The organism is Curtobacterium sp. MCLR17_054 (genome assembly GCF_003234335.2).
In the GTDB taxonomy this organism is placed as follows: domain Bacteria; phylum Actinomycetota; class Actinomycetes; order Actinomycetales; family Microbacteriaceae; genus Curtobacterium; species Curtobacterium flaccumfaciens.
Genome location: NZ_CP126263.1, coordinates 679,860 through 700,871 on the forward strand (window position 1 = coordinate 679,860; position 21,012 = coordinate 700,871).

The window sequence follows — 21,012 nt, forward strand, 5'->3', positions numbered from 1 at the left end:
TAGTTCAGCGAACGAACTTCATTTCGGGTGTACCGTGTTTGTAGACAACACGTGTTGCCGAGAGAGAAGGAGAACATGTCCGAGTTCGAGGGCAAGGTCGCCGTCGTCACCGGTGGTGGCAGCGGCATCGGCGAGTCCGTCGCGAAGGAGCTCGCCGCGGCGGGCGCCACGGTGGTCGTCGCCGACATCAACCTGGCGGGCGCCGAGCGCGTCGCCGCGTCGATCGTGGAGGCCGGTGGCACCGCTCGCGCGTTCGAGGCGAACTCCGCGGTCGCCGCGGACAACGAGCGCATGGTGCAGTTCGCGGTCGACACGTTCGGCGGGCTGCACCTCGCCGTGAACAACGCCGGCATCGCTGCGGCGCCGCAGCCGATCGGCGAGTACGACATCGCCGCCTGGGACCGCGTCCGTGCGGTCGACCTGGACGGCGTCTTCTACGGGCTGCGCTACGAGATCCCCGCGATGGTGGCCGCCGGCGGTGGCGCGATCGTGAACATGGCGTCGGTGCTCGGCACGGTCGGCATGGCCCAGAACGCGGCCTACGTCGCCTCGAAGCACGCGCTCGCCGGGCTGACCAAGGTCGCCGCGCTCGAGTACTCGTCGCAGGGCGTCCGCACGAACGCCGTGGGCCCCGGGTTCATCGACACCCCGCTGCTCCGCAAGTCGCTCTCGCCCGAGGCCATCGCGGCACTCGAGGACGAGCACGCCTCGAAGCGGCTCGGCACCGACGCCGAGGTCGCCGCGCTCGTGCTGTTCCTGCTGAGCGACAAGGCCTCGTTCATCACGGGCAGCTACCACCTGGTGGACGGCGGCTACTCCGCCCACTGACGGGTCGGGCGTACCTGGTCGTTCCGGGCGTACCTGGTCGAAACGGGCGTACCTGGTTGGTTCTCCCGACCAGGTACGCCCGTTTCCGCTTTCCAGCGCGGGTGCGATGGGAAGGAACGTCGGACGGGAGGCCCGCCCAGCGTGCGCCGGTCGGCTCGCGCTGGGCGGGCCTCCCGGCCTTCAGAGCCGCGCGTCCGTCAGGATCGCGTCGTGCGGGAGCAGGGCGTGCACGCCCCACGTGCGGTTCGCGACCTGCGTGATGCGCATGCTCACCGCCACGCTCGCCATCGCGAGGGCCTCAGCGCGGCCGATCCCGTGCAGCCCGGCGATCCAGTCGACCATCCGGTCGAGCGCCGTGGCCGTCGCGACGTTGAGATCGGCGTCGAAGCCGAAGGTGATGCGTCCGGCGGGGGTGTCGGCGTGCACACCCTCGACCGGGGCCGCATCGAGGAGCGTCAGGGTCATCGTCGTGGTCATGCCGCACTCGACCGCCGTGCCGGAGACCTCGCCGTCGCCCTGGGCCCCGTGCCCGTCGCCGACGTGGAGCAGGGCGTCCTGCACCGTCACGGGCAGGTACAGGGTCGAGCCGGCGATCAGCTCGCGGCAGTCGACGTTGCCGCCGCCGACCGTGCGGGGCGGGATCGTGGAGTGTTCACCGGTGGGCTCGGGTGGGACGCCGACGACGCCGAGGAACGGTGCCGTCCGCACCCCGAGGCCGAGCTGGTTCACGGCGACTCCGGCGGACGCGTCGATGTCCCAGAGCAGCGGGCCGCGCGACGCCGGATCGGTCAGGCCGAGTGCGCGGTTCACCGGGGAGTCGACCCCGCCCGAGGCCGTGTAGCCCCAGTCGTCGGGCACGAGGTCGTCGAAGTGCACCGCCAGGACCATCCCCGGACGTGCTCCCGCGACGGCGATCGGCCCGACCAGGCAGTGGCCCCGGCGCGGGTCGATCAGGGTCGGGGCGTCGACGCCCGGGCCCGGCTGGCGTTCCGTGTAGCCCGCGGCGCTCAGGGTACGGACGGTCACCGTGTCGCCCGGTTCGACGGTCAGGACCGGCTGGCGTTCGGCGGTGAAGACGTCGACGGCGGAGTCGACCGTGGCGTCGAGGTGGTGGGTGGTCACCGTTCGATCATCCCAGGCGGGGCGGGTGCGGGGCGGTTCCGGGCGTACCTGGCGGAATCGGGCGTACCTGGTCGGAACGGGCGTACCTGGTCGGAAGTTCTGACCAGGTACGCCCGATTCCACCAGCCATCGCGGGTGTTCTGGGAAGGAACGTCCTCAGTGGAACTGGGGGATCGTCAACCAGATGCCGGCCAGCACGGCGATGATGCACAGCGCGAAGCACAGCACGGCTCCCGCCAGTGCCGCCGGCGGGGTGTGCCCGGAGCGCGGGGTCTCGTCGGAGTACTGCGTGCGCTCGCCGCCCGCGTCGTCCGGCTGCCCCGTGCCGAGCAGCCGCAGGCCGAGCGTGTACACGAGCACCAGGCCCACGGCGGCCACGAAGCCGACGCCGGCGACCGTGCCGATCGCGGTGAAGTCGATGTGCATCGTCGTTCCCCTCAGTTCGTCGCGCCGGTCGGCTGCGGCTCGGCCTGCTCGGCCGGCCCGGACTCGGTGGTGATGTCCTCGTGCGAGATCGGCTTGCGCTTGGCGAGCACGTAGAAGGTGAGCCCGCCGGCCAGGGCGAGGACCGCGACGAGCACCAGCCCGAAGGCCGAGGTCGACGCGAGCCAGGTGGCGAGCGCCCCGACCACCGCAGCGGCCGGCAGCGTGATCACCCACGCGATGACGATGCGGCCGACGACCGACCAGTGCACGTCGGCGAGCTTCTTGCCGAGGCCCGAGCCGACGACCGCGCCGCTCGTCACGTGGGTCGTCGAGAGCGCGAAGCCCAGGTGCGACGAGATGAGGATCGTCGCGGCGGAGCTCGTCTCGGCGGCGAACCCCTGCGGCGACTGCACGTCGGAGATCTTCTTGCCGACGGTCTGCATGATCCGCCAGCCGCCCATGTACGTGCCGAGGCCGATCGCGAGCCCGCAGGCCAGGATCACCCAGAGCGCCGGGCCGGTGCCGGCGGCCTGGTAGTTCGCGGCGATGAGGGTCAGCGTGATGACGCCCATCGTCTTCTGCGCGTCGTTCGTGCCGTGTGCGAGCGACACCAGCGACGCCGAGATCGTCTGCCCGTGTCGGAACCCGGTCGCGGCACCGTGCGTCGTCGCGTTCTTCGTGAGCACGTACGCCAGGTACGTCGCGACCAGGGCGATCACCCCGGCGATGACCGGGGAGAGCAGCGCCGGCAGCACGACCTTCGACACCACCGTCGCCCAGCTGATCGAGTTCAGCCCCGCGCCGATGATCGAGGCGCCGATGAGCCCGCCGAACAGCGCATGGGTGGACGAGGACGGCAGCCCGAGGTACCAGGTCGCCAGGTTCCAGAGCACCGCGCCGACGAGCCCCGCGAAGATCATCGTGGGCGAGATGTGGATGCCGTCCTGCCCCTCGCGGATGATGCCCTGCGAGACGGTCTTGGCGACCTCGGTGGACAGGAACGCGCCGACCACGTTGAGCACGGCGGAGATGAGCACGGCGGTCCGGGGCTTGAGCGCTCCCGTGGCGACCGACGTGGCCATGGCGTTCGCGGTGTCGTGGAAGCCGTTCGTGAAGTCGAACACGAGGGCCACGACGATCACCAGCGTGACGATGACGATGACGTCCATGCGCAGGACGCTAGGCCCGCCTGGAACCCGCTGCATGAACGCCGGGTGAACAGGTCCGGGATGGAGCGCGTCTGCGAGGATGGCAGTGTCTGGAAGGATGCGGGTGTGCCGACTTTCTCCGCCGCTCGCGGCGACGCCTCGTTCACCGACGCCCACGGCGTCGAGATCGTCTACTCGACCTGGCGTGCGGCGCGGCCGAAGGGTGTCGTGCAGATCGCGCACGGGGTCGGGGAGCACGGGCTCCGGTACGAACCGCTCGCGCAGGACCTGGTGCGCGCCGGCTACACCGTGCACGCGAACGACCACCGCGGGCACGGACGTACCGGCCTGACCCAGTGGGACGGCGATCACGCCAAGCTCGGTCGGCTCGGCCCCGGCGGCCTGCGCGCGGCGATCGCCGCGGTCGAGCAGATGAGCGCGGTCGCGCGGGCCGACGAACCCGGGCTGCCGCTCGTGCTGCTCGGGCACTCGTGGGGGTCGCTGATGGCGCAGCGGATCGTGAACACCTCGTCGGACCGCTACGACGGCGTCGTCCTGTCCGCGAGCGCCTACCGGCTGCCCGGCTGGATGAACAGCGGCGACCTCAACGCCCGGCACGCGGGGTCGGGGCCCACCAAGTACGAGTGGCTCACCCGCGACCGGAAGATCATCGACGCGATGGCGGTCGACCCTCTGGCGGTCGAGGCCGACGTCATCGGGCTGTTCGGGCTCGCCGACACGCTCCGGCTGCTCGGGGTCCCGCGACGGGGCATCCCGCACGACCTGCCGATGCTGCTGCAGGTCGGCTCCGACGACAGCCTCGGGGGTCCGCGCTCGATCGAGCGTCTGGCGCAGGCCTACCGCCGACGCGGCCGGCTGTCCGACGTGACCGTGCAGGTGTACGAGGGCGCGCGGCACGAGGTCTACAACGAGACGAACCGCGCAGAGGTCATCGGCGACCTGGTCGCGTGGCTCGACCGGGTGACGGCGCGCTGACGGCGCTCGCCGCGTCCTGCGACGCGACCGGTGACCGACGGGAGGCCCGTGGCGGCGCCGCCACGCGCCTCCAGGCCGTCACCAGGCCGGCTCACTGCCGGGCCGTCGGCCGTCCGGAATAAGGTTGCGGCATGCACGGTGAGTACAAGGTCCCCGGAGGCAAGCTGGTCGTCGTCGACCTCGAGGTCGACGACGGCACGATCCAGCAGTTCCGCCTGGCGGGTGACTTCTTCCTGGAACCCGACGACGCGCTGCCGCTCATCGACGCGGCCGTGAACGGGCTCCCCGCCACCACCGACGCCGCGGGCATCGCCGCAGCCGTGCGGGCGGCGCTGCCGACCGATGCGGTGCTGCTCGGCTTCACGCCCGAGTCCGTCGGCGTCGCGGTGCGCCGCGCGCTGTCGCGGGCTTCGACCTGGCGCGACCACGACTGGCAGATCGTGCACGAGGGGCCGATCAGCCCGAACGAGCACCTCGCGCTCGACCAGGTGCTGACCGAAGAGGTCGGTGCCGGCCGTCGCGGTCCCACGCTGCGCATCTGGGAGTGGGACCAGCCGGCCGTCGTGATCGGGTCGTTCCAGTCGCTCAAGAACGAGGTCGACCCCGCCGGCGCCGAGAAGTACGGCGTGCAGGTGGTCCGACGCATCTCCGGCGGTGGCGCGATGTTCATGGACGCCGGCGCCGTCATCTCCTACTCGCTCTACGTGCCGTCCGACCTGGTGCAGGGCATGACGTTCGCCGACTCGTACGCGTTCCTCGACGAATGGGTGATCGAGGCGCTCAAGTCGCTCGGCATCGAGGCCTACTACCAGCCCCTCAACGACATCACCTCGACCAAGGGCAAGATCGGCGGGGCCGCCCAGAAGCGCCTCGGCACCGGGTCGCTGCTGCACCACGCCACCATGAGCTACGACATGGACGGCGAGAAGATGGTCCAGGTGCTGCGCATCGGGCGCGAGAAGATGAGCGACAAGGGCACCACCAGCGCTGCGAAGCGCGTCGACCCGCTCCGCTCGCAGACGGGGTTGTCCCGCGCCGAGATCATCGAGCGGCTGATCGGCACCTTCACCCGCCTGTACGGGGCGACCGAGGGGCACGTGACCGAGGCCGAGCGCGAGCGGGCGCAGGAGCTGGTGCGGACGAAGTTCGCGACGAAGGAGTGGCTCGAGCGGGTGCCGTGAGCCCTGCTCGGTCGACGGTGGACGCGACGGCCGGAGCTGAGGGGGGACGTCCCGGCCGCCGCTGCTTCGAGTGTGCGCCTCGACCTCATGAACCAGACGTGTGGATGATGAGAATCCCCCGCGCGGCTGATCCGCTCGCCGCGCAGCCCACGTAGCGTCGCTGCCGTGAACTGGTTGATCTTCCTGGGGGCGGTGGCCGCCGTGGCCGTCGTGGTGTGGATCGCCGATCGCATGGGGTGGATCGACTTGTCGAACAAGTCCCAGCGCAGCGGCGGATCCGGAGGCATGGGCGGGATGCTGGACGAGGTGTTCGCACCGACCCGGCACGAGACGCAAGCTGAGTACGAGCGGCAGGCGCGCCTGCCGAAACAGGCCCCGTCTCCGGCGGGCCACGACCACGACCTGCTCAGCGGCAGCGTGCTCATCCGGGTGCCGGCGGTGCGGAGCGCCGAGCGGCACGAGGCCCGCGCGGGGACGCACGACCGGTCGTACTGAGCTGACGGGCGCCGTGCTCGTGTGTGCCTCGCTCGTGTCAGCGCGTCGTGAGCTCCTGGTAGTCCGGGTGCCGCTCGATCCACGCGTGCACGTAGCTGCACTGCGCGACGACCCGGCGTGACGAACTCGCACGCACGTCGTCGAGGGCGTGCTGCACCAGGATCGACGCGTGCCCACCACCGCGGTGCTCGGGATCGACCTCGGTGTGCACGAAGCGGATCTCGTCGCCGTCGATCTCGTACGCCGCGAGGCCGATGACCTCGCCGTCCTCGATCAGGGAGTACTGCTGCTTGTCGGTGTCGTTGCGGACCTCGGGTGCTGCTGCCATGCACTCGACCGTACGCCGGGGCCTGAGCGTGCGGTGCATGCTCGCTCGGTGCGCGACAATGGGTCCGTGCGCAGGGGAGACGACCGAGGCCCGGACCGCGTCGTCCTCGGCGACGCTCTCGACGTGGTCCCCGCGTACCCGGACGGCTCCTTCACGCTGGTGTACCTCGACCCGCCGTTCAACACCGGCCGGTACCAGCGTCGGCACGCGACCTCCGCCGTGCCGAAGGCCGACGGCCCCGTGATGGGCTTCCACGGCCGGACCTACGAGCGGGTGCGCGGCGACCTGATGCGCTTCGACGACCGGTTCGAGGACTACTGGTCGTTCCTGGAACCCCGACTCATCGAGGCCTGGCGGCTGCTCGCCACTGACGGCACGCTGTACCTGCACCTCGACTACCGCGAGTCGCACTACGCCAAGGTGCTGCTCGACGCGCTCTTCGGCCGTGAGTCGTTCCTGAACGAGATCGTGTGGGCCTACGACTTCGGCGCCAAGTCCAAGACGCGCTGGCCCACGAAGCACGACACGATCCTGGTCTACGTGAAGGACCCGTCTCGGTACTGGTTCGACTCCGAGGCCGTCGACCGCGAGCCGTACATGGCGCCGGGGCTCGTCACGCCCGAGAAGCGCGAGCGCGGCAAGCTGCCCACCGACGTGTGGTGGCACACGATCGTCTCGCCGACCGGCCGCGAGAAGACCGGCTACCCCACGCAGAAGCCCGAGGGGGTGCTGCGGCGGATCGTGCAGGCGTCCTCACGTGAGGGGGACTGGGTGCTCGACTTCTTCGCGGGCAGCGGGACCACGGGCGCCGTGGCACAGGCACTGGGGCGGCGGTACGTGCTGGTGGACGACAACCCGGCGGCGATCGACGTGATGCGGAAGCGGTTGCCGGGTGCGTCGTTCGAGGTGGCCGGAGCGCCGGCGGCAGCGGGGGACGCGGCGCCGGCGGTCTGAGGCTGGCGGGGCCTGCGACCGGTGCGCATGGTGCATACGGGTGCACCGAGCGACAATCCACGAGTCGTTCGACGCGCGTTCTGTCGGAAGATGCACACGCACACGATGCGGGTGCATGCTGCGACGATCCACGAGTCGTTCGACGCGTGGATCGTCGGAACATGCACACACACCGAGCGAGCGCCCGCACCGACTACTCCGCCGAGTGCCGCCCGTGCGCGTGCGCGTCGCCAGCGTCGTCAGCGTCCGTCCGGGAGGCCCGGCTCGCCTCCGCCGCGTCGGCTCCGGCCCCGGGAGCGTCCGGCTCCACGACCGCAGCCGCGTGGGCAGCCCGGGTCCGGATGGCACCGGTCGTCGTCGGTGGCTCGTCGACCGGCGCAGCCGCCGAGTGCGCACCGTGCGTGGTGGCGTTCGGCAGCGGCGCGCGGGTGTCGTCGACCCCGTGCGGTAGCACCGAGACGTCCGACGCTCCCGCGGCCCGGGCGGACCGCGGCTGCACGTCCGGCGACGTCGGAACGTCGGGCGAGGTCGGGACTTCGGCGGACGCCGCCCCCGACGGCACCGGACCGGCCCCGGGTGCCGCGGCGGCAGCGGCTGCGGCGGCACTCCCGTCCGACCCCGCCCCGGCAGCCGTGCGTGCGGCATCCGCCTGCTCCTGCAGCGCCGAGGTCTTGCGGAGCGGCGGCACCCGGAAGAACCACGTCAGCACGAACGCGAGCAGGATCACCGCGAGGCCGACGTAGTAGACGCGGACGGCCGAGTCGCTGAACCCGACCAGGAACGGACGGCTGAGCCGGGGGTCCGCGCCGTTCAGGAACGACGTGTCGCTCGTCGCCGAATCGGTGGACGAGCTCGCGGCCGAGTCGCCGCTCTTCAGCTGCTTGATGAGCGTCGGGGCGACCTGGTCGACGACGTTCTCCCGCTGAGCATCGTCCGAGTAGTCGATCTGCAGCGTGCCGTCGACGACCGAGGCGTTCGCCTTCGTGGCCGCCGTCTCGAGCGCCTGCTGCTCGGCTGCGGGCTTCGCGTCGTCGACCTGCTGGGCGATGATCGTGTCCGCTGCGGCGGCGGGGACCGTGCCCGCGGCGACCTGCCGCTGCACGGCTGCGGTCACCTGCTTGGTCACGGCGGCGTCGGCGGCCTGCTTCGCCTGGGCGGTGCCCTGGTCGAGACCGTCCTGCACGTTCTTCTGCACCGGGTCGACGATCTTCGTCCAGATCTCGTCCATCACGCCCTTGTTCTTGGACGCGTTCGCGACAGAGGGCGTCATCGCGGCGTTGAGCGCGCTCTTCAGGTCGGACTCGTTCTGCATCGCGGCGCTGATGTTCGTCGGCATCAGGGTGAACAGCACGGAGAGCAGGACGGCGGTACCCATCGTGCCGCCGATCTGACGGAAGAACGTCGCCGCGCTCGTCGCGACACCGATGTCCCGCGGCGAGACCGAGTTCTGCGCGGCCAGGGTCAGCGTCTGCATGAGCTGCCCGAGTCCGAGCCCGATGCCGAACATGCCGAGCATCAGGAACCACAGGGGCCGGTCGGCGGTCAGGAACGTCAGGACCGTGAAGCCGATCGCCGTGAACGCCGTTCCGGTGATCGGGAAGACCTGGTAGTTGCCGGTCTTCGAGATGATCTGACCGGAGGCGATCGACGAGATCATCAGGCCGAGCACCATCGGCAGCATGGCGAAGCCGGACTCGGTCGGGGTCACGCCCTTGACGATCTGCAGGTACAGCGGGATCGTCAGCATCGCGCCGAACATGCCGAAGCCGACCAGCACGGACAGGATCGCGGACATCGAGAACACCCGTGACCCGAACAGCTTCATCGGCAGGATCGCGTCGTCGCCCATGGCCCGCTCGACGATGATGAACGCGATCAGGCCGAGGGCACCGATGGCGTAGCAGGCGAAGGCGGCGGGGGAGTCCCAGCCCCACTCACGGCCCTGCTCGGCGATGAGCAGCAGCGGCACGAGCGTGACGATGACGAGCGTCGCGCCCCACCAGTCGATGCGGGGCTTGCCCCGGTCGCCGAACTTCGGCAGGTGCAGGAACGTCAGCACCATGAACAGGGCGATGATGCCGATCGGCACGTTGATCAGGAACACCCAGCGCCAGCCGGCGATGAACAGCAGCTGGTCCGCGCCGGCGAAGACGCCGCCGACGAGCGGCCCGATGACGGACGAGATGCCGAAGACCGCCAGGAAGTAGCCCTGGTACTTCGCCCGCTCGCGTGGGGCGAGCATGTCGCCCATGATCGCCAGCGGCAGGGACATCAGGCCACCGGCACCCAGGCCCTGCAGCGCGCGGAACCCGGCGAGCATGAGCATCGAGTCGGAGAACGACGCCGCGAACGAACCGACGATGAAGATGCCGATCGCGGTGATGAAGAGCGGCCGGCGACCGAAGATGTCGGAGAGCTTGCCGTAGATCGGTGTCGTCACCGTCGACGCGATGAGGTACCCCGTGGTGACCCAGGCCTGCTGGTCGAGCCCGTGCAGGTCGTCACCGATGGTGCGGATCGCGGTGCCGACGATCGTCTGGTCGAGGGCGCCGAGGAACATGCCGGCCATCAGGCCGTAGATCACCAACAGGATCTGTCGGTGGTTCATCACGACGTTGGACGCCGTGGTGGGGGCCGCGGGTGCGGTCGCCGTCTGGGTCATGAGCAGGGTCTCCCGGGTACCGATGCGCTGGCAGAACGATTTTTGCGCTGCCTGCAAAGTTACAACTGCCGCAAGTGCTCGGTCGCACCGAGACGGCTTCCTGAGTGGATCGGCAGTCACGGTACGCCCAGTGGGCCCCGGTGGCACACGGCCTGGAGGCCCGGCTCGGTTCCGTCGGACGGGCTGCGGTCTCCGAGACCCGCAGCCCGTCCGACGAGGGCGCTACGCGCCCAGTGCTGCGTCGACGATCTCCTTGGCCTCGCGCTGCACCTGCTCGAGGTGCTCCTGCCCGACGAAGCTCTCCGCGTAGATCTTGTAGACGTCCTCGGTGCCCGACGGGCGTGCGGCGAACCACGCCTTGTCCGTGACGACCTTGACGCCGCCGACGGCTGCGTCGTTGCCCGGGGCCTTCGACAGCTTCGCGGTGATCGGGTCGCCGGCCAGGGTGTCCGCGGTGATGGCGTCGCCGTCGAGCTTGCCGAGGCGGGCCTTCTGCTCCTTCGACGCCGCGGCGTCGACGCGCTGGTAGACCGGCGCGCCGAAGCGCTCGGTCAGCTCGGCGTAGAGCTGCGAGGGGGTCTTGCCGGTGACGGCGACGATCTCGGACGCCAGGAGCGCCAGGATGATGCCGTCCTTGTCGGTGGTCCACGCGGTGCCGTCGGTGCGCAGGAACGACGCACCCGCGGACTCTTCGCCGCCGAAGGCCACGGAACCGTCGATCAGGCCGGGGACGAACCACTTGAAGCCGACCGGGACCTCCCACAGGCGACGGCCCAGGGACTCGGCGACGCGGTCGATGATGCTCGACGACACCAGGGTCTTGCCGATCGCGGCGTCGTCGCGCCACTCGGGCCGGTGCGCGTAGAGGTACTCGATCGCGACCGCGAGGTAGTGGTTCGGGTTCATCAGCCCGCCGTCGGGCGTGACGATGCCGTGCCGGTCGGAGTCGGCGTCGTTGCCGGTGAGCACGTCGAAGTCGTCCTTGCGGGCGAGTACCGAGGCCATCGCCGAGGGGCTCGACGGGTCCATCCGGATCTTGCCGTCCCAGTCGAGCGTCATGAAGGCCCACGTGGGGTCGACCTCGGGGTTCACGACGGTCAGGTCGAGGCCGTAGTGGTCGCGGATGGCGTTCCAGTACGGCAGCGAGGCACCACCGAGCGGGTCGGCACCGATCTTCACGCCGGCACGCTTGATCGCGGCGATGTCGATGATGTTCTCGAGGTCGGCGACGTACGTGTTCAGGAAGTCGTAGCGCTCGGGTTCAGCGTCCTCGGTGCGCTGCACCTCGGCGTTGCCACCCTCGATGATCGCGTTCGCCCGGTTCGCGATCCAGCTCGTGGCGTCGCTGTCGGCGGGACCGCCGTGCGGCGGGTTGTACTTGAAGCCGCCGTCGCGGGGCGGGTTGTGGCTCGGCGTGATGACGATGCCGTCGGCCGTGTCCGGGTTGCCGGCGCGGTTGTAGCGGATGATCGCGTGGCTCAGCGCGGGCGTCGGCACGAAACCGTCCTCGCTGTCGGCGAGCACGCGGACGCCGTTGGCGGCGAGGACCTGCAGCGCGGTCTGCTCGGCGGGGGCCGAGAGCGCGTGGGTGTCGCGGCCGATGAAGAGCGGCCCGTCGGTGCCCTGGTCGCGGCGGTACTCCACGATCGCCTGCGTGATGGCGGCGATGTGGGTGTCGTTGAAGGCGGTGTCGAGCGACGACCCGCGGTGTCCGGACGTGCCGAACACGACCTTCTGCTCGGGGACCGAGACGTCGGGCACTCGGTCGTGGTAGGCGGCGAGGAGCTCGTCGAGGTCGACGAGGTCGTCTGCGGTCGCTGGGGTGCCGGCGCGGTCGTTCATGCGTCCATCCTGGCATCGGCCGCCCTGGCGCGTTCGGGGGAAGTGCACCGGAGGTCGGGGGAACGCGAGCGAGCGGCCGCCCCACCCGGGTTGAGGGGGGACCCCCGGGGTGGACGACCGCTCGCGGTCTGTGGAGGCAGGTGCCTCAGGCGGTGCGGAACGAACCCGTCGCCGTGCGGAACGAGCCGGTCACGGTGCGCGTCGAGGACGTCGCGGTGCCAGGACGGCGGAACTGCGTGTCGACGAAGCGGCCGAGTGCGCGGCCGGTGCCGGTGCCGGTGTAGCTGCCGATCGGGCTGCGGGTCGCGTCGCCGGTGAAGGCGCCGAGCTCGGCGCGGGTCTCGAGGCCGGTCACGTAGGCGCCGCCCAGGGGGTTCTGACGGTTCTGCATGGGTGCTCCTCGTCGTCGTGCCGAGGTCCGCAGGTCACCGAGCCGGCGACCGCGACGCCGTCGGCTGGATGACCACCACTCTACGCGCTTGTCTTGCATCGTGCAAAACAAGCGCGTGTCGGAGCCTCAGGCGAGCAGCTCGCAGAAGTTCCGGCCCTCGGCCGTCCAGCTCTGCCGCGCGACCAGTCCGGCTTCCGCCGCGTGCCGGTGCAGGGCGTCGAGGCCGACCTCGGCCCAGGGGAACCCGGCGCTCTCGTTGCCGTCGGCGTCGACCACCCGGGCGGTGTACACGCGGTCGGCCGTGACCTCGGGGTTCGTCTCGACGATGACCCGGCCTCCGGCGCGCACGATCTCACGACAGCGGGCGAGCAGGGCGGTGGGGTCGCCGCCGATGCCGATGTTGCCGTCGATCACGAGCGCGGTGTCCCAGTGGCCCTCGTCGGGCACGGCGTCGAACACGGAACCCTGCAGGGCCGTGCCGCCGGAGCGCTGCGCGATGGCGACGGCCTCGGCGGAGACGTCCACGCCGAGCGCCGGGATGCCCCGGGAGCGGGCGGCGACGAGCATCCGGCCCGGGCCGCAGCCGATGTCGATGACGCCGCCGTCGACGTCGTCGAGCAGCGAGCGGTCGACACGGTCGGCGGCGGCGCTCCAGCGGCCGACGTCCATCGTGGTGACGGCGTCGGGACGGTCGGCGTCGGTCAGGCGCAGGTGGCCGTCGGTGCGGAGCGCACGGGCGTACGGCTCGCCGCCGCCGGCACCGAACGAGACGGGTGCGTGCATGGTCATCGGGTGCTCCCCACGGTCTCGGCACGGAGTGCCCGGGTGAAGTCGGAGTCGGTTGCGAGGTCGGCGACCCGCTCGGCGTCCGGCATGGTGTCGACGTCGAGCAATTCGCCGAGCACGCCCACGTCGAGTCCGGCGTCGGTCAGGCGTGCGAGCTGCACGGCTCCGGTGTCGTCGCGCGACATCGGAACGCCGCGCAGCAGGTCGCCGGTGGGCTGTCGGAGGTACAGCGACCAGAAGCCGCCGTCCTCGGCCGGGCCGAACCAGGCATCGCGGGCGGCGTCGTCGAACACCGGGGCGAGGTCCGCGGTGGACACCTGTGGGGTGTCCATGCCGACGAGCAGCAGGGGACCGTCGACGGCGTCGAACAGGAACCCGAGGCGCTCGTCGAGGCCGCCACCGGGCTGGTGCAGCACGTCGAACCCCTCGGCCGAAGCCGGCACGACGTCGCCGTCGAAGAACAGGACCCTGCGGGCCGCGGGCAGTGCGCGGACGGTCGCCAGGGTGTCGCCGAGGCTCGCGGACGCGACGCGTGCGGCGCCCTCGGGGGAGAGCGCCGGCGTCAGCCGGGTCTTCACCTTGCCGGGCAGGCACTCCTTCGCCACGACGGCGACGGTGACGTCGGTGCGCGAAGCGTCGCCGGCGTGGACGTGGGTGGGGTCGGCGGTCACGAGCGGGCCTCCTCGACCACGGGGGTGGACTCGGCCGCCTGGCGGAGCGGTCCCGGTGCGACGACCCGGACACGGGCCTCCCGGCGGTACGCACGGAGCAGACGGGACATGTCCCGCACCGCGTTGATCGTGCCGCGGAGCGTGCCGGTGACCTTGCTGTCGCCGATGCGCTGCGCGTACCCGATGTCGGATTCGTCGACGCGCCAGCCGGCGGCGTGCGCGGCGAGGACCATCTCGAGCGGGTAGCCGCTGCGGCGGTCGCGCAGGTCGAGGGAGACGAGGTCCTCGCGGCGCATCACGCGCATCGGGCCGAGGTCGCGCAGGCGGTAGCCGGTCGCGCGGTGCATGAGGACGGCGAGGACGCGGTTCGCGAAGCGTGCGTGCGGAGCCCACGCACCGCGGCCCGTCGGGACGCGGCGGCCGAGAGCCAGGTCGACGCGGCCACTGGCCACGCGGTCGACCAGGGGCGGGAGCTCGGCCGGGTCCATCGAGGCGTCGGCGTCGCAGAAGGCGACGAAGTCGGCGGTCGCTGCGGCGACCCCGGCGGCGCAGGCCGAACCGAAGCCCTTGACGGGTTCCGTCACCACGAGGGCACCGTGGGCGCGGGCGACGTCGGCCGATCCGTCGGTCGATCCGTTGTCGACGACGATGGCCCGGTAACCCGTGGGGAGCCGTGCGATGACCTTCGGCAGGGCGTCCGCCTCGTCGAGGCACGGCAGGATCACGTCGACAGTCATGTCCGTCATTCGGTGCGGTCGGTCGGATCGACGGGTCTGTCCTGGCATGCACTCGACACAACACGACGACGCGCTGCGGGGTACAGGAAACTGCCGGGTCCTGGTCGTTCAGCGCGTTCGGCGCGCGCTCGGTCCCCAGAACGGGGGACAGGTGTGCGCGTGGGTCCGCGAGTGGGTGTCGCAAGACGCCGTCGTGTCGTCGAGACGCCGCCGGATGCGGCGGCGTCTCGCGAACCCGGGGGCGTGGTGCCGACACGACGGCGTCTCGCGTGGCCCTGGGGGCGGGGACTGCGGACGGGAGGCGCGGGGCGGCGCCGTCACGGGCCTCCCGTCCGGTGGCTGGTCGCGCTCTCAGGCGCGGCCAGCGGTGCGCCGCTCGCGCACGCGTTCCGGCTAGCGGACGGCGCTGCGGAGCGGTGCCGTCGCGAAGTCGCGCATGCCGGCCTCGAAGTCGACCTCGGCGTGCCAGCCGAGCTCGGCGGCGATGCGCGCCGAACTCGCGGTGACGTGGCGGACGTCGCCCAGGCGGTACTCGCCGGTGACGACCGGCTGCGGGCCGTCGGGTCCGGCGATCGCGGCGGCCATGTCCCCGATGGTGTGCACGGTGCCGGAGCCGACGTTGTACGCGCGGAACGTGTCCGACGGCAGGTCGGCGGTCGCCGCGATGGAGGCGGCGTTCGCGCCGGCGACGTCGTCGACGTGCACGAAGTCGCGTCGCTGGGCGCCGTCCTCGAAGACGCGGGGTGCCTCGCCGCGGGCCAGTGCCGAGCGGAACAGGGACGCGACACCGGCGTAGGGGGTGTTCGCAGGCATGCCCGGTCCGTAGACGTTGTGGTAGCGGAGCGCGATCGCGCGGCCCCCCGTGGCTCGGGCCCAACTGGAGGCGAGGTGCTCCTGCGCGACCTTCGTCTGCGCGTACACGTTGCGGGGGTCGAGCGCGGCGGACTCGTCGATCAGGCCGGGCAGCAGGGGATGACCGTCGGGGCCGATCGGGTCGAAGCGGCCGGCGTCGAGGTCCTCGCGGCGGCGGGCCGGCGGACGGGTGGGTTCGCCGGAGGCCGTGGTGTACGCGCCCTCGCCGTAGACGACCATCGAGCTGGCGACGACGAGCCGGCCGATGTCGTGCCGGTCCATGCCGGCGAGGACGTGGGCGGTGCCGGCGTCGTTCGACGAGACGTAGTCGGGGGCGTCCTGGAAGTCCACGCCGAGGCCGACCTTGGCGGCCTGGTGGCACACGACGTCGATGCCGTCGAGGGCGGCGTCGAGGGCGACCCGGTCGCGGACGTCGCCGTGCACGAACGCGATGCCCTGCTGCTGGTGGGCGCGGATGACCTCGGCGGGGTCGCCGTGCACGTCGTCGCGCAGGGAGTCGAGGACGCGGACCTCGTGGCCGTCGGCCAGGGCGCGGCGGACGATCGCGGAGCCGATGAAGCCGGCGCCGCCGGTGACGAGGAGGCGGCTCATGCGGTGGCGCCCGTGGTGGTGGAGGCGGGCTGGGCCTTCGTGGTGGTGGGGCCCGTGGGCTGGGCCTGCATGATGCTGGCGCTCGCGCTGGTGGGGACGAGCTCGCGGGGGGTGAAGTCGGCGGGGATGGCGGCGACGATCTGGCCGATGGCGCGGACGATGACCTCGTTGGCGCGGGCGAGGCGTTCCATGACGAGGGCGTGGGTGACGACGGCTCCGGCGTCGTCGACGTCGGGGCCGCTGGCTGCGGCTGCGGATGCGGCGGCAGCTGCGGCCTCGTCCTCGGTCGGGGCCAGGCCGGCGTCGGCGTCGGTCACGAACGACAGGTTCACCGTGGCGATGCCGAGTTCGGCGGCCAGGGGGACCTCGGGCGTCATCGTCATGTTGATGGTGTGGCCGCCGGCCTGGCGGAGCCAGACGGACTCGGCGCGGGTGGAGAACCGGGGACCCTGGATGACGACGCAGGTGCCGGTCGGACGGAACGGCACGTCGAGTCCGGCGACGGCGTCGATCGCCGCGCGCCGGAGCGTCGGGTCGAACGGGTCCGCGAAGGACAGGTGCTGCACGTCGTCCGCGAAGAACGTGTCGGCGCGGCCCCAGGTGCGGTCGATGAGCTGGTCCGTCACGACGAAGGTGCCCGGGGCGTAGTCGGGGTGCAGGCCGCCGACGGCGCTCGAGGACACGATCGCGCGGACGCCGAGCGAACGGAGCGCCCAGACGTTCGCACGGTGGTTGATGCGGTGCGGGGCGACGGAGTGCTCACGGCCGTGGCGGGTCAGGAACGCGACCCGTCGTCCGGCCATCGTGCCGATGCTGATCGGGCTCGACGTCGGGCCGAACGGGGTCGGGACGTCGAGCTCGTCGGCGGTGCCCTCCTCGAACAGCTGGTAGAGGCCGGAGCCTCCGATGACACCGATCGTCACGGCTTCGTCGTTCTCCACAGGTCCTCCGGTTGGTCGTCGGCGCGGGCTGCGCGCTGGATACGCTACTGACGGCGCCACCGGGCGAACCGGGAGCGGCGCCACCAACCCCCTGTTCGGAGGCACCTGTGCGAACGATCGGTCAGCACCGCGACGACCTGGCGGCGTTGCTCGCGCCGGTGGTGGCGGGCCTCGGAGCAGAAGAACTGCCGCTCGACGAACTCGCCGGTGCCGGTGCCGGTGCCGGGTTCGCTCACCGCGTGCTCGCGGCGGCCGTCCTGTCGCCCGTTCCGCTGCCGCCGTTCGACAACAGTCAGATGGACGGGTTCGCCGTGCAGGCCGCGGACGCGGGGCAGGCCGTCCGGGTCGTCGCACCCATCCCGGCCGGCGTGGTGCCCGAACCGCTCGAACCCGGCACGGCCGCGCCGATCATGACCGGTGCACGGATCCCAGCCGGTGCCGACGCGGTGTTCCCGGTCGAGGCGACCGAGCCCGGTGCGTTCCCGGCGGCGCTCGAGCTGCCCCGGGTGACGGTGCCCGCCGACCTGACCGCCGGCACCTTCGTGCGGGTGACGGGCAGCGACCTGCCTGCCGGTGCCGAGCTCGCACCGGCCGGCTCCGCGGTCACGCCGGCGCTGCTCGGGGCGCTGGCTGCTGCGGGGGTGGCGACCGTGTCGGTGCGCCGACCGCTGCGTGTCCTCGTCGTGTCGACCGGCTCGGAGCTTCAGGGCGCCGACACGGACGCGGCGACCATCGGTGACGCGAACGGCATCGCGCTGCGGGCAGCCCTTGCCCAGGTCGGTGCGGACTCGCGAGCCGTCCGGGTGCCCGACGACGTCGCTGCCTTCGACCGGGCGCTCGATGCAGCCGTGGGGGACTGGGCCGACCTCGTGCTGACCACCGGGGGCATCAGCGCCGGGGCGTACGAGGTCGTGCGACAGGCGCTCGAACCCCGGGGGCTCGCGGTGACGCCGGTCGCGATGCAACCGGGTGGGCCGCAGGCGTTCGGCAGCGTCGTGTTCGGTGCCGGTCGCGCCGTGCCGGTCGTGTCCTTCCCCGGCAACCCGGTGTCGGCGCTCGTCTCGTTCGAGGTGTTCCTGCGCCCGCTGCTCGCTGCCGCCGTCGGGCTCGTGCCGGACCGGCCCACGCAGGTCCTGCCGGCGGCGTCCGCTGCCGGTTCACCCGCCGGCAAGCACCAGGTCCGTCGCGGCCGGGTGCAGGACGGTGCCGTGCACTTCGTCGGTGGCCCGAGTTCGCACCTGCTCGTCCACTACGCCGCCGCCACCCACCTGGTGCACGTCCCCGTGGGGGTCGACGCCGTCGAGGTCGGCGACCCCCTGACCGTCTGGAGCCTCCGATGACCGACCCGTCCGCTGACCAGATGCGGTCCGAACCGACGCCGACCGACGAGTTGTCGCACGTCCGCGCTGACGGCACCGCGCACATGGTCGACGTCTCCGCGAAGGACGTCACCGACCGGTCAGCCACCGCCACCGCCACCGTCGTCACCCGTCCCGACGTCGTCGCACGCATCCTCGACGGCTCGCTGCCCAAGGGCGAGGTCGTCGGCACCGCCCGCATCGCCGCGATCATGGCGGTGAAGAAGACCTCCGACCTGATCCCGCTGTGCCACCCGCTGCCGATCGCCGGCGTGCAGGTCGACATCACCGGCTCCGACGACCGCGTGCTGATCGAGGTGTCGGTCCGCACGACCTCCCGCACCGGCGTCGAGATGGAAGCCCTGACCGGGGCGAGCGTCGCCGCCCTGACGGTGTACGACATGGTGAAGGCCGTCGACCGAGCGGCCGTGATCACGGACGTCCGCGTGCTCGAGAAGCACGGCGGACGCTCCGGGGACTGGAGCAACCGATGACCGCCGAGCCGACCAGGGGCCGGGCCGCCGTCGTCGTGGTGTCCACGCAGGCCGCCGCCGACCCTGCACTCGACCGCACCGGACCCGTCATCGCCGACTGGCTGCGCGACCACGGGTTCACCACGAGCGACCCGATCATCGTCCCCGACGGCGGCGCGATCACCGAGACCGTCACCGCGGAACTCCTGGCCGACGCCCGGGTCGTGATCACCACCGGCGGCACCGGGGTCACCCCGACCGACCGGACCCCCGAGGCGGTGGCGGGCCTGATCGACCTCGAACTGCCCGGCATCACCGAGGAGATCCGTCGACGCGGACTCGCGGGTGCCGGCCCCACCGCCCTGCTCACCCGCGGCGTCGCCGGGGTCACGAACGCCGGCTGTCTGCTCGTCACCCTGCCCGGGTCGCGCGGTGGGGTGTCCGACGGGCTCGCCGTGCTCGACGGGGTGCTCGACCACGTGGTCGCCCAGGTGCACGGCGAGGGCCACGCCCCGCGGAGCGCCTCGTGAGCGCCACCGAGGCCGCCGCACGGGTCGTGTTGGCCGACGTCGTCGACCGCGACGTCAGCGTCGACGAGGTCGCAGCCGTGGTGGCCACCGAACAGGACGGCGCCGTGGTGACCTTCGCCGGCATCGTCCGTGACCACGACGGTGGCAAGGGCGTCACCACGCTCGACTACGAGGGGCATCCGAGTGCCGGCGAGGTCATCACCGAGGTCGCCCGGACCATCGCCGAGGACCACCCCGACGTCCGGATCGCCGTGCTGCACCGGGTCGGGGCGCTCGGCATCGGGGACGTCGCGCTCGCCGCAGCGGTGTCGTCGTCGCACCGGGCGCAGGCGTTCGCCGCGTGCGGTGCGCTGGTCGACCTCGTGAAGGAGCGCGTGCCGATCTGGAAGCACCAGCGGTTCACCGACGGGACGGACGAGTGGGTCGCGGCGCTGTGACCGGCCACCACCCTGTGCACCTTCGCAACCGGGACGCTCGTTCGGGGCATGGTGAGACTCCAAGCGGATCCATAGAATCGCGAACATGAGCGTCTTGCTGCCCGGGATCACCGTCATCCTGCTGGTCTTCGCCCTGATCGACATCCTGACGAAGACGGATGACCAGATCCGCGGCCTGCCGAAGATCGCGTGGGTGATCCTCGTGATCCTGGTCCCCGTCGTCGGCAGCATCGTCTGGTTCGCCATCGGCCACGACTGGGCTCCGGGCGAACGGAACCACGGTCGGTACATCGAGCCCACCCGCCACGAGGACCGGTACGCCACCCTCGGCGACGCCCGCAGCGCGCACGGCGCCAAGCGCGTCACCGGTACCGAGCAGGAGCTCGCCGAGCTCGAGCGCGAGATCGAGTACTGGGAGGCGCAGGCCCGCCTGAAGCGTGCCAAGGAAGCCGCGGGCGAGGGCGACACCGCCCCCGCGAGCTGATCGTGTCCACGCCGGCCCCGCATGAGTTCGCCGGAGCCACCGTCTCCGAGGAGACCTGGCAGCAGGTGGAGGACCGTCTCGCGGGGGCGCCAGTCGGACCGCGTGTCCGCCGTTCGATGGTCCGGCGGGTCATCTGGATCGTGCTGGCCGTCGTCGCCGCGGTTGCAGCCGGGTGGCTGAGCGCCGAACACCTGCCGCGCTTCGAGCTGCCCTCGACCGGAAGTGGCCTGCCGGACTGGGCGTTCTTCGTCATCGTCCCGCTCATGATCGTTGGCCCGGTCTGCTGGGTCACCGCAATCGTCCGAGGCGGTGGAAAGTTCCAGAGCGCGCTGTCCGACCCGATGATCGGGCTTCCTCGTGCCGTCCGCCGACGGATCGAGCGCATGGCTCGTGGGCAGCAGCCCACCGATCCGCAGCACCGGACCGCGCTCGTCGCACTCGCCGGCCGTCGGCTCGGTCAATCGACATCGACGTTCTGGCTCGCCCTCGGATGGACGCCGTTCGCGTTCGCGCAGTTCCTGCTCAACTGGGCGACGATGTTCGGGCTGCTGTACGCGCTCCTCACCGTGTTCTTCCTCGCGATGCTGCTCTGGACCGTCAGCAAGCGGAAGCAGTGGCGAGCGTTCCTGCAGGAGACCGAGCCCCGCGCCCGGGCCGAGCCGGCCCCCGCGAGCTGACCCGGGCCTCCAGGCGGTCGCACCGTGCGCGGTCCGTCGGCTGGTGCGAGGTTGCGCGTTCCGTGTGCCGCTCCAGGCTCG

General features: G+C 71.7%; 23 protein-coding genes. 11 read left to right on the forward strand and 12 right to left on the reverse strand.

The features are described from left to right. The first annotated feature begins 75 nt into the window (after positions 1-75). Positions 76-828, forward strand: coding sequence for an SDR family NAD(P)-dependent oxidoreductase (locus DEJ08_RS03315; protein ID WP_111055333.1), 753 nt, complete (start codon positions 76-78; stop codon positions 826-828). 180 nt (positions 829-1,008) lie between these two features. On the opposite strand, the gene DEJ08_RS03320 is transcribed toward DEJ08_RS03315, so the two are convergent. The 3 genes from DEJ08_RS03320 to DEJ08_RS03330 all read right to left on the reverse strand — a co-directional run bounded on the left by DEJ08_RS03320 (position 1,009) and on the right by DEJ08_RS03330 (position 3,545). After that, positions 1,009-1,950 (reverse strand): acetamidase/formamidase family protein, encoded by a 942-nt coding sequence (locus tag DEJ08_RS03320; RefSeq protein ID WP_111055334.1) that lies wholly within the window; start codon positions 1,948-1,950, stop codon positions 1,009-1,011. A 156-nt stretch (positions 1,951-2,106) separates the two neighbouring features. Next, positions 2,107-2,376 carry a hypothetical protein gene (locus DEJ08_RS03325; protein WP_111055335.1) on the reverse strand — a complete coding sequence of 90 codons (270 nt, stop codon included), beginning with the start codon at positions 2,374-2,376 and terminating at the stop codon, positions 2,107-2,109. Between the two features lie 11 nt (positions 2,377-2,387). After that, positions 2,388-3,545 (reverse strand): inorganic phosphate transporter, encoded by a 1,158-nt coding sequence (locus DEJ08_RS03330; RefSeq protein ID WP_071406018.1) that lies wholly within the window; start codon positions 3,543-3,545, stop codon positions 2,388-2,390. Between the two features lie 105 nt (positions 3,546-3,650). On the opposite strand from DEJ08_RS03330, the gene DEJ08_RS03335 reads away from it, so the two are divergent. The 3 genes from DEJ08_RS03335 (at position 3,651) to DEJ08_RS03345 (ending at position 6,196) form a co-directional block, all read left to right on the forward strand. After that, positions 3,651-4,520: an alpha/beta hydrolase gene (locus DEJ08_RS03335; protein WP_111055336.1), complete on the forward strand. Its 870-nt coding sequence runs from the start codon at positions 3,651-3,653 to the stop codon at positions 4,518-4,520. A gap of 131 nt (positions 4,521-4,651) precedes the next feature. Then, positions 4,652-5,701, forward strand: coding sequence for a lipoate-protein ligase LplAB (gene lplAB, locus DEJ08_RS03340; protein ID WP_111055337.1), 1,050 nt, complete (start codon positions 4,652-4,654; stop codon positions 5,699-5,701). Between the two features lie 165 nt (positions 5,702-5,866). Next, positions 5,867-6,196, forward strand: a complete 330-nt coding sequence (locus tag DEJ08_RS03345) for a hypothetical protein (RefSeq protein WP_111055338.1) — start codon at positions 5,867-5,869, stop codon at positions 6,194-6,196. 37 nt (positions 6,197-6,233) lie between these two features. On the opposite strand, the gene DEJ08_RS03350 is transcribed toward DEJ08_RS03345, so the two are convergent. Further along, entirely contained in the window at positions 6,234-6,524 is a 291-nt protein-coding gene (locus DEJ08_RS03350) for a GNAT family N-acetyltransferase (protein WP_027465074.1), read from the reverse strand. Positions 6,525-6,590: 66 nt separating this feature from the next. Here DEJ08_RS03350 and DEJ08_RS03355 point away from each other — a divergent pair, with 66 nt between their 5' ends. Further along, positions 6,591-7,478, forward strand: coding sequence for a DNA-methyltransferase (locus DEJ08_RS03355; RefSeq protein WP_111055339.1), 888 nt, complete (start codon positions 6,591-6,593; stop codon positions 7,476-7,478). Positions 7,479-7,671: 193 nt separating this feature from the next. Here the strand turns inward: DEJ08_RS03355 and DEJ08_RS03360 are convergent, their stop codons facing one another. The 8 genes from DEJ08_RS03360 to DEJ08_RS03395 all read right to left on the reverse strand — a co-directional run bounded on the left by DEJ08_RS03360 (position 7,672) and on the right by DEJ08_RS03395 (position 16,972). Then, on the reverse strand, positions 7,672-10,140 hold the full coding sequence (locus DEJ08_RS03360) for an MDR family MFS transporter (RefSeq protein ID WP_111055340.1): 2,469 nt from the start codon (positions 10,138-10,140) through the stop codon (positions 7,672-7,674). Positions 10,141-10,362: 222 nt separating this feature from the next. Next, entirely contained in the window at positions 10,363-11,982 is a 1,620-nt protein-coding gene (gene pgm / locus DEJ08_RS03365; RefSeq protein WP_071406014.1) for a phosphoglucomutase (alpha-D-glucose-1,6-bisphosphate-dependent), read from the reverse strand. 145 nt (positions 11,983-12,127) lie between these two features. Continuing rightward, positions 12,128-12,373 (reverse strand): hypothetical protein, encoded by a 246-nt coding sequence (locus DEJ08_RS03370; RefSeq protein WP_110864358.1) that lies wholly within the window; start codon positions 12,371-12,373, stop codon positions 12,128-12,130. A gap of 126 nt (positions 12,374-12,499) precedes the next feature. Beyond that, the gene (locus DEJ08_RS03375; protein WP_071406012.1) at positions 12,500-13,162 is read right to left on the reverse strand and encodes a class I SAM-dependent methyltransferase; all 663 of its coding nucleotides are present in this window, start codon (positions 13,160-13,162) and stop codon (positions 12,500-12,502) included. After that, positions 13,159-13,830 carry a TIGR04282 family arsenosugar biosynthesis glycosyltransferase gene (locus DEJ08_RS03380; protein ID WP_111055341.1) on the reverse strand — a complete coding sequence of 224 codons (672 nt, stop codon included), beginning with the start codon at positions 13,828-13,830 and terminating at the stop codon, positions 13,159-13,161. Before DEJ08_RS03380 ends, DEJ08_RS03375 begins: the two co-directional genes overlap by 4 nt. Further along, a complete protein-coding gene (locus DEJ08_RS03385; protein ID WP_027465082.1) occupies positions 13,827-14,576 on the reverse strand; it encodes a glycosyltransferase family 2 protein in 750 nt (249 codons plus the stop codon). Before DEJ08_RS03385 ends, DEJ08_RS03380 begins: the two co-directional genes overlap by 4 nt. Before the next feature lie 384 nt (positions 14,577-14,960). Then, the gene (locus DEJ08_RS03390; protein ID WP_111055342.1) at positions 14,961-16,031 is read right to left on the reverse strand and encodes an NAD-dependent epimerase/dehydratase family protein; all 1,071 of its coding nucleotides are present in this window, start codon (positions 16,029-16,031) and stop codon (positions 14,961-14,963) included. Next, the gene (locus DEJ08_RS03395; RefSeq protein ID WP_111055343.1) at positions 16,028-16,972 is read right to left on the reverse strand and encodes an MTAP family purine nucleoside phosphorylase; all 945 of its coding nucleotides are present in this window, start codon (positions 16,970-16,972) and stop codon (positions 16,028-16,030) included. Before DEJ08_RS03395 ends, DEJ08_RS03390 begins: the two co-directional genes overlap by 4 nt. A gap of 107 nt (positions 16,973-17,079) precedes the next feature. On the opposite strand from DEJ08_RS03395, the gene DEJ08_RS03400 reads away from it, so the two are divergent. The 6 genes from DEJ08_RS03400 to DEJ08_RS03425 all read left to right on the forward strand — a co-directional run bounded on the left by DEJ08_RS03400 (position 17,080) and on the right by DEJ08_RS03425 (position 20,931). Then, complete coding sequence (locus tag DEJ08_RS03400; protein WP_111055344.1) at positions 17,080-18,312, forward strand: molybdopterin molybdotransferase MoeA; 1,233 nt, start codon at positions 17,080-17,082, stop codon at positions 18,310-18,312. Continuing rightward, positions 18,309-18,824 (forward strand): cyclic pyranopterin monophosphate synthase MoaC, encoded by a 516-nt coding sequence (moaC, locus tag DEJ08_RS03405; RefSeq protein ID WP_284180501.1) that lies wholly within the window; start codon positions 18,309-18,311, stop codon positions 18,822-18,824. The genes DEJ08_RS03400 and moaC overlap by 4 nt, the downstream gene beginning before the upstream one ends. Continuing rightward, positions 18,821-19,333, forward strand: coding sequence for a MogA/MoaB family molybdenum cofactor biosynthesis protein (locus DEJ08_RS03410; protein WP_071406005.1), 513 nt, complete (start codon positions 18,821-18,823; stop codon positions 19,331-19,333). The genes moaC and DEJ08_RS03410 overlap by 4 nt, the downstream gene beginning before the upstream one ends. Continuing rightward, a complete protein-coding gene (locus DEJ08_RS03415) occupies positions 19,330-19,770 on the forward strand; it encodes a molybdenum cofactor biosynthesis protein MoaE (protein ID WP_111055345.1) in 441 nt (146 codons plus the stop codon). Before DEJ08_RS03410 ends, DEJ08_RS03415 begins: the two co-directional genes overlap by 4 nt. An 85-nt stretch (positions 19,771-19,855) precedes the next feature. After that, the gene (locus DEJ08_RS03420) at positions 19,856-20,254 is read left to right on the forward strand and encodes a PLDc N-terminal domain-containing protein (protein ID WP_042537802.1); all 399 of its coding nucleotides are present in this window, start codon (positions 19,856-19,858) and stop codon (positions 20,252-20,254) included. A 2-nt stretch (positions 20,255-20,256) separates the two neighbouring features. Then, positions 20,257-20,931, forward strand: a complete 675-nt coding sequence (locus tag DEJ08_RS03425; RefSeq protein WP_111055346.1) for a hypothetical protein — start codon at positions 20,257-20,259, stop codon at positions 20,929-20,931. Positions 20,932-21,012 lie beyond the last annotated feature (81 nt).

What these genes read in the sequence shown, in the direction of transcription:
- DEJ08_RS03385 (WP_027465082.1), bottom strand. Translation starts at nt 14,576, where the DNA reads ATGACGGACATGACTGTCGACGTGATCCTGCCGTGCCTCGACGAGGCG.
- lplAB (WP_111055337.1), top strand. Translation starts at nt 4,652, where the DNA reads ATGCACGGTGAGTACAAGGTCCCCGGAGGCAAGCTGGTCGTCGTCGAC.
- DEJ08_RS03325 (WP_111055335.1), bottom strand. Translation starts at nt 2,376, where the DNA reads ATGCACATCGACTTCACCGCGATCGGCACGGTCGCCGGCGTCGGCTTC.
- DEJ08_RS03390 (WP_111055342.1), bottom strand. Translation starts at nt 16,031, where the DNA reads ATGAGCCGCCTCCTCGTCACCGGCGGCGCCGGCTTCATCGGCTCCGCG.
- DEJ08_RS03315 (WP_111055333.1), top strand. Translation starts at nt 76, where the DNA reads ATGTCCGAGTTCGAGGGCAAGGTCGCCGTCGTCACCGGTGGTGGCAGC.
- DEJ08_RS03375 (WP_071406012.1), bottom strand. Translation starts at nt 13,162, where the DNA reads ATGACCATGCACGCACCCGTCTCGTTCGGTGCCGGCGGCGGCGAGCCG.
- DEJ08_RS03350 (WP_027465074.1), bottom strand. Translation starts at nt 6,524, where the DNA reads ATGGCAGCAGCACCCGAGGTCCGCAACGACACCGACAAGCAGCAGTAC.
- DEJ08_RS03330 (WP_071406018.1), bottom strand. Translation starts at nt 3,545, where the DNA reads ATGGACGTCATCGTCATCGTCACGCTGGTGATCGTCGTGGCCCTCGTG.
- DEJ08_RS03410 (WP_071406005.1), top strand. Translation starts at nt 18,821, where the DNA reads ATGACCGCCGAGCCGACCAGGGGCCGGGCCGCCGTCGTCGTGGTGTCC.
- moaC (WP_284180501.1), top strand. Translation starts at nt 18,309, where the DNA reads ATGACCGACCCGTCCGCTGACCAGATGCGGTCCGAACCGACGCCGACC.
- DEJ08_RS03420 (WP_042537802.1), top strand. Translation starts at nt 19,856, where the DNA reads ATGAGCGTCTTGCTGCCCGGGATCACCGTCATCCTGCTGGTCTTCGCC.
- pgm (WP_071406014.1), bottom strand. Translation starts at nt 11,982, where the DNA reads ATGAACGACCGCGCCGGCACCCCAGCGACCGCAGACGACCTCGTCGAC.
- DEJ08_RS03360 (WP_111055340.1), bottom strand. Translation starts at nt 10,140, where the DNA reads ATGACCCAGACGGCGACCGCACCCGCGGCCCCCACCACGGCGTCCAAC.
- DEJ08_RS03370 (WP_110864358.1), bottom strand. Translation starts at nt 12,373, where the DNA reads ATGCAGAACCGTCAGAACCCCCTGGGCGGCGCCTACGTGACCGGCCTC.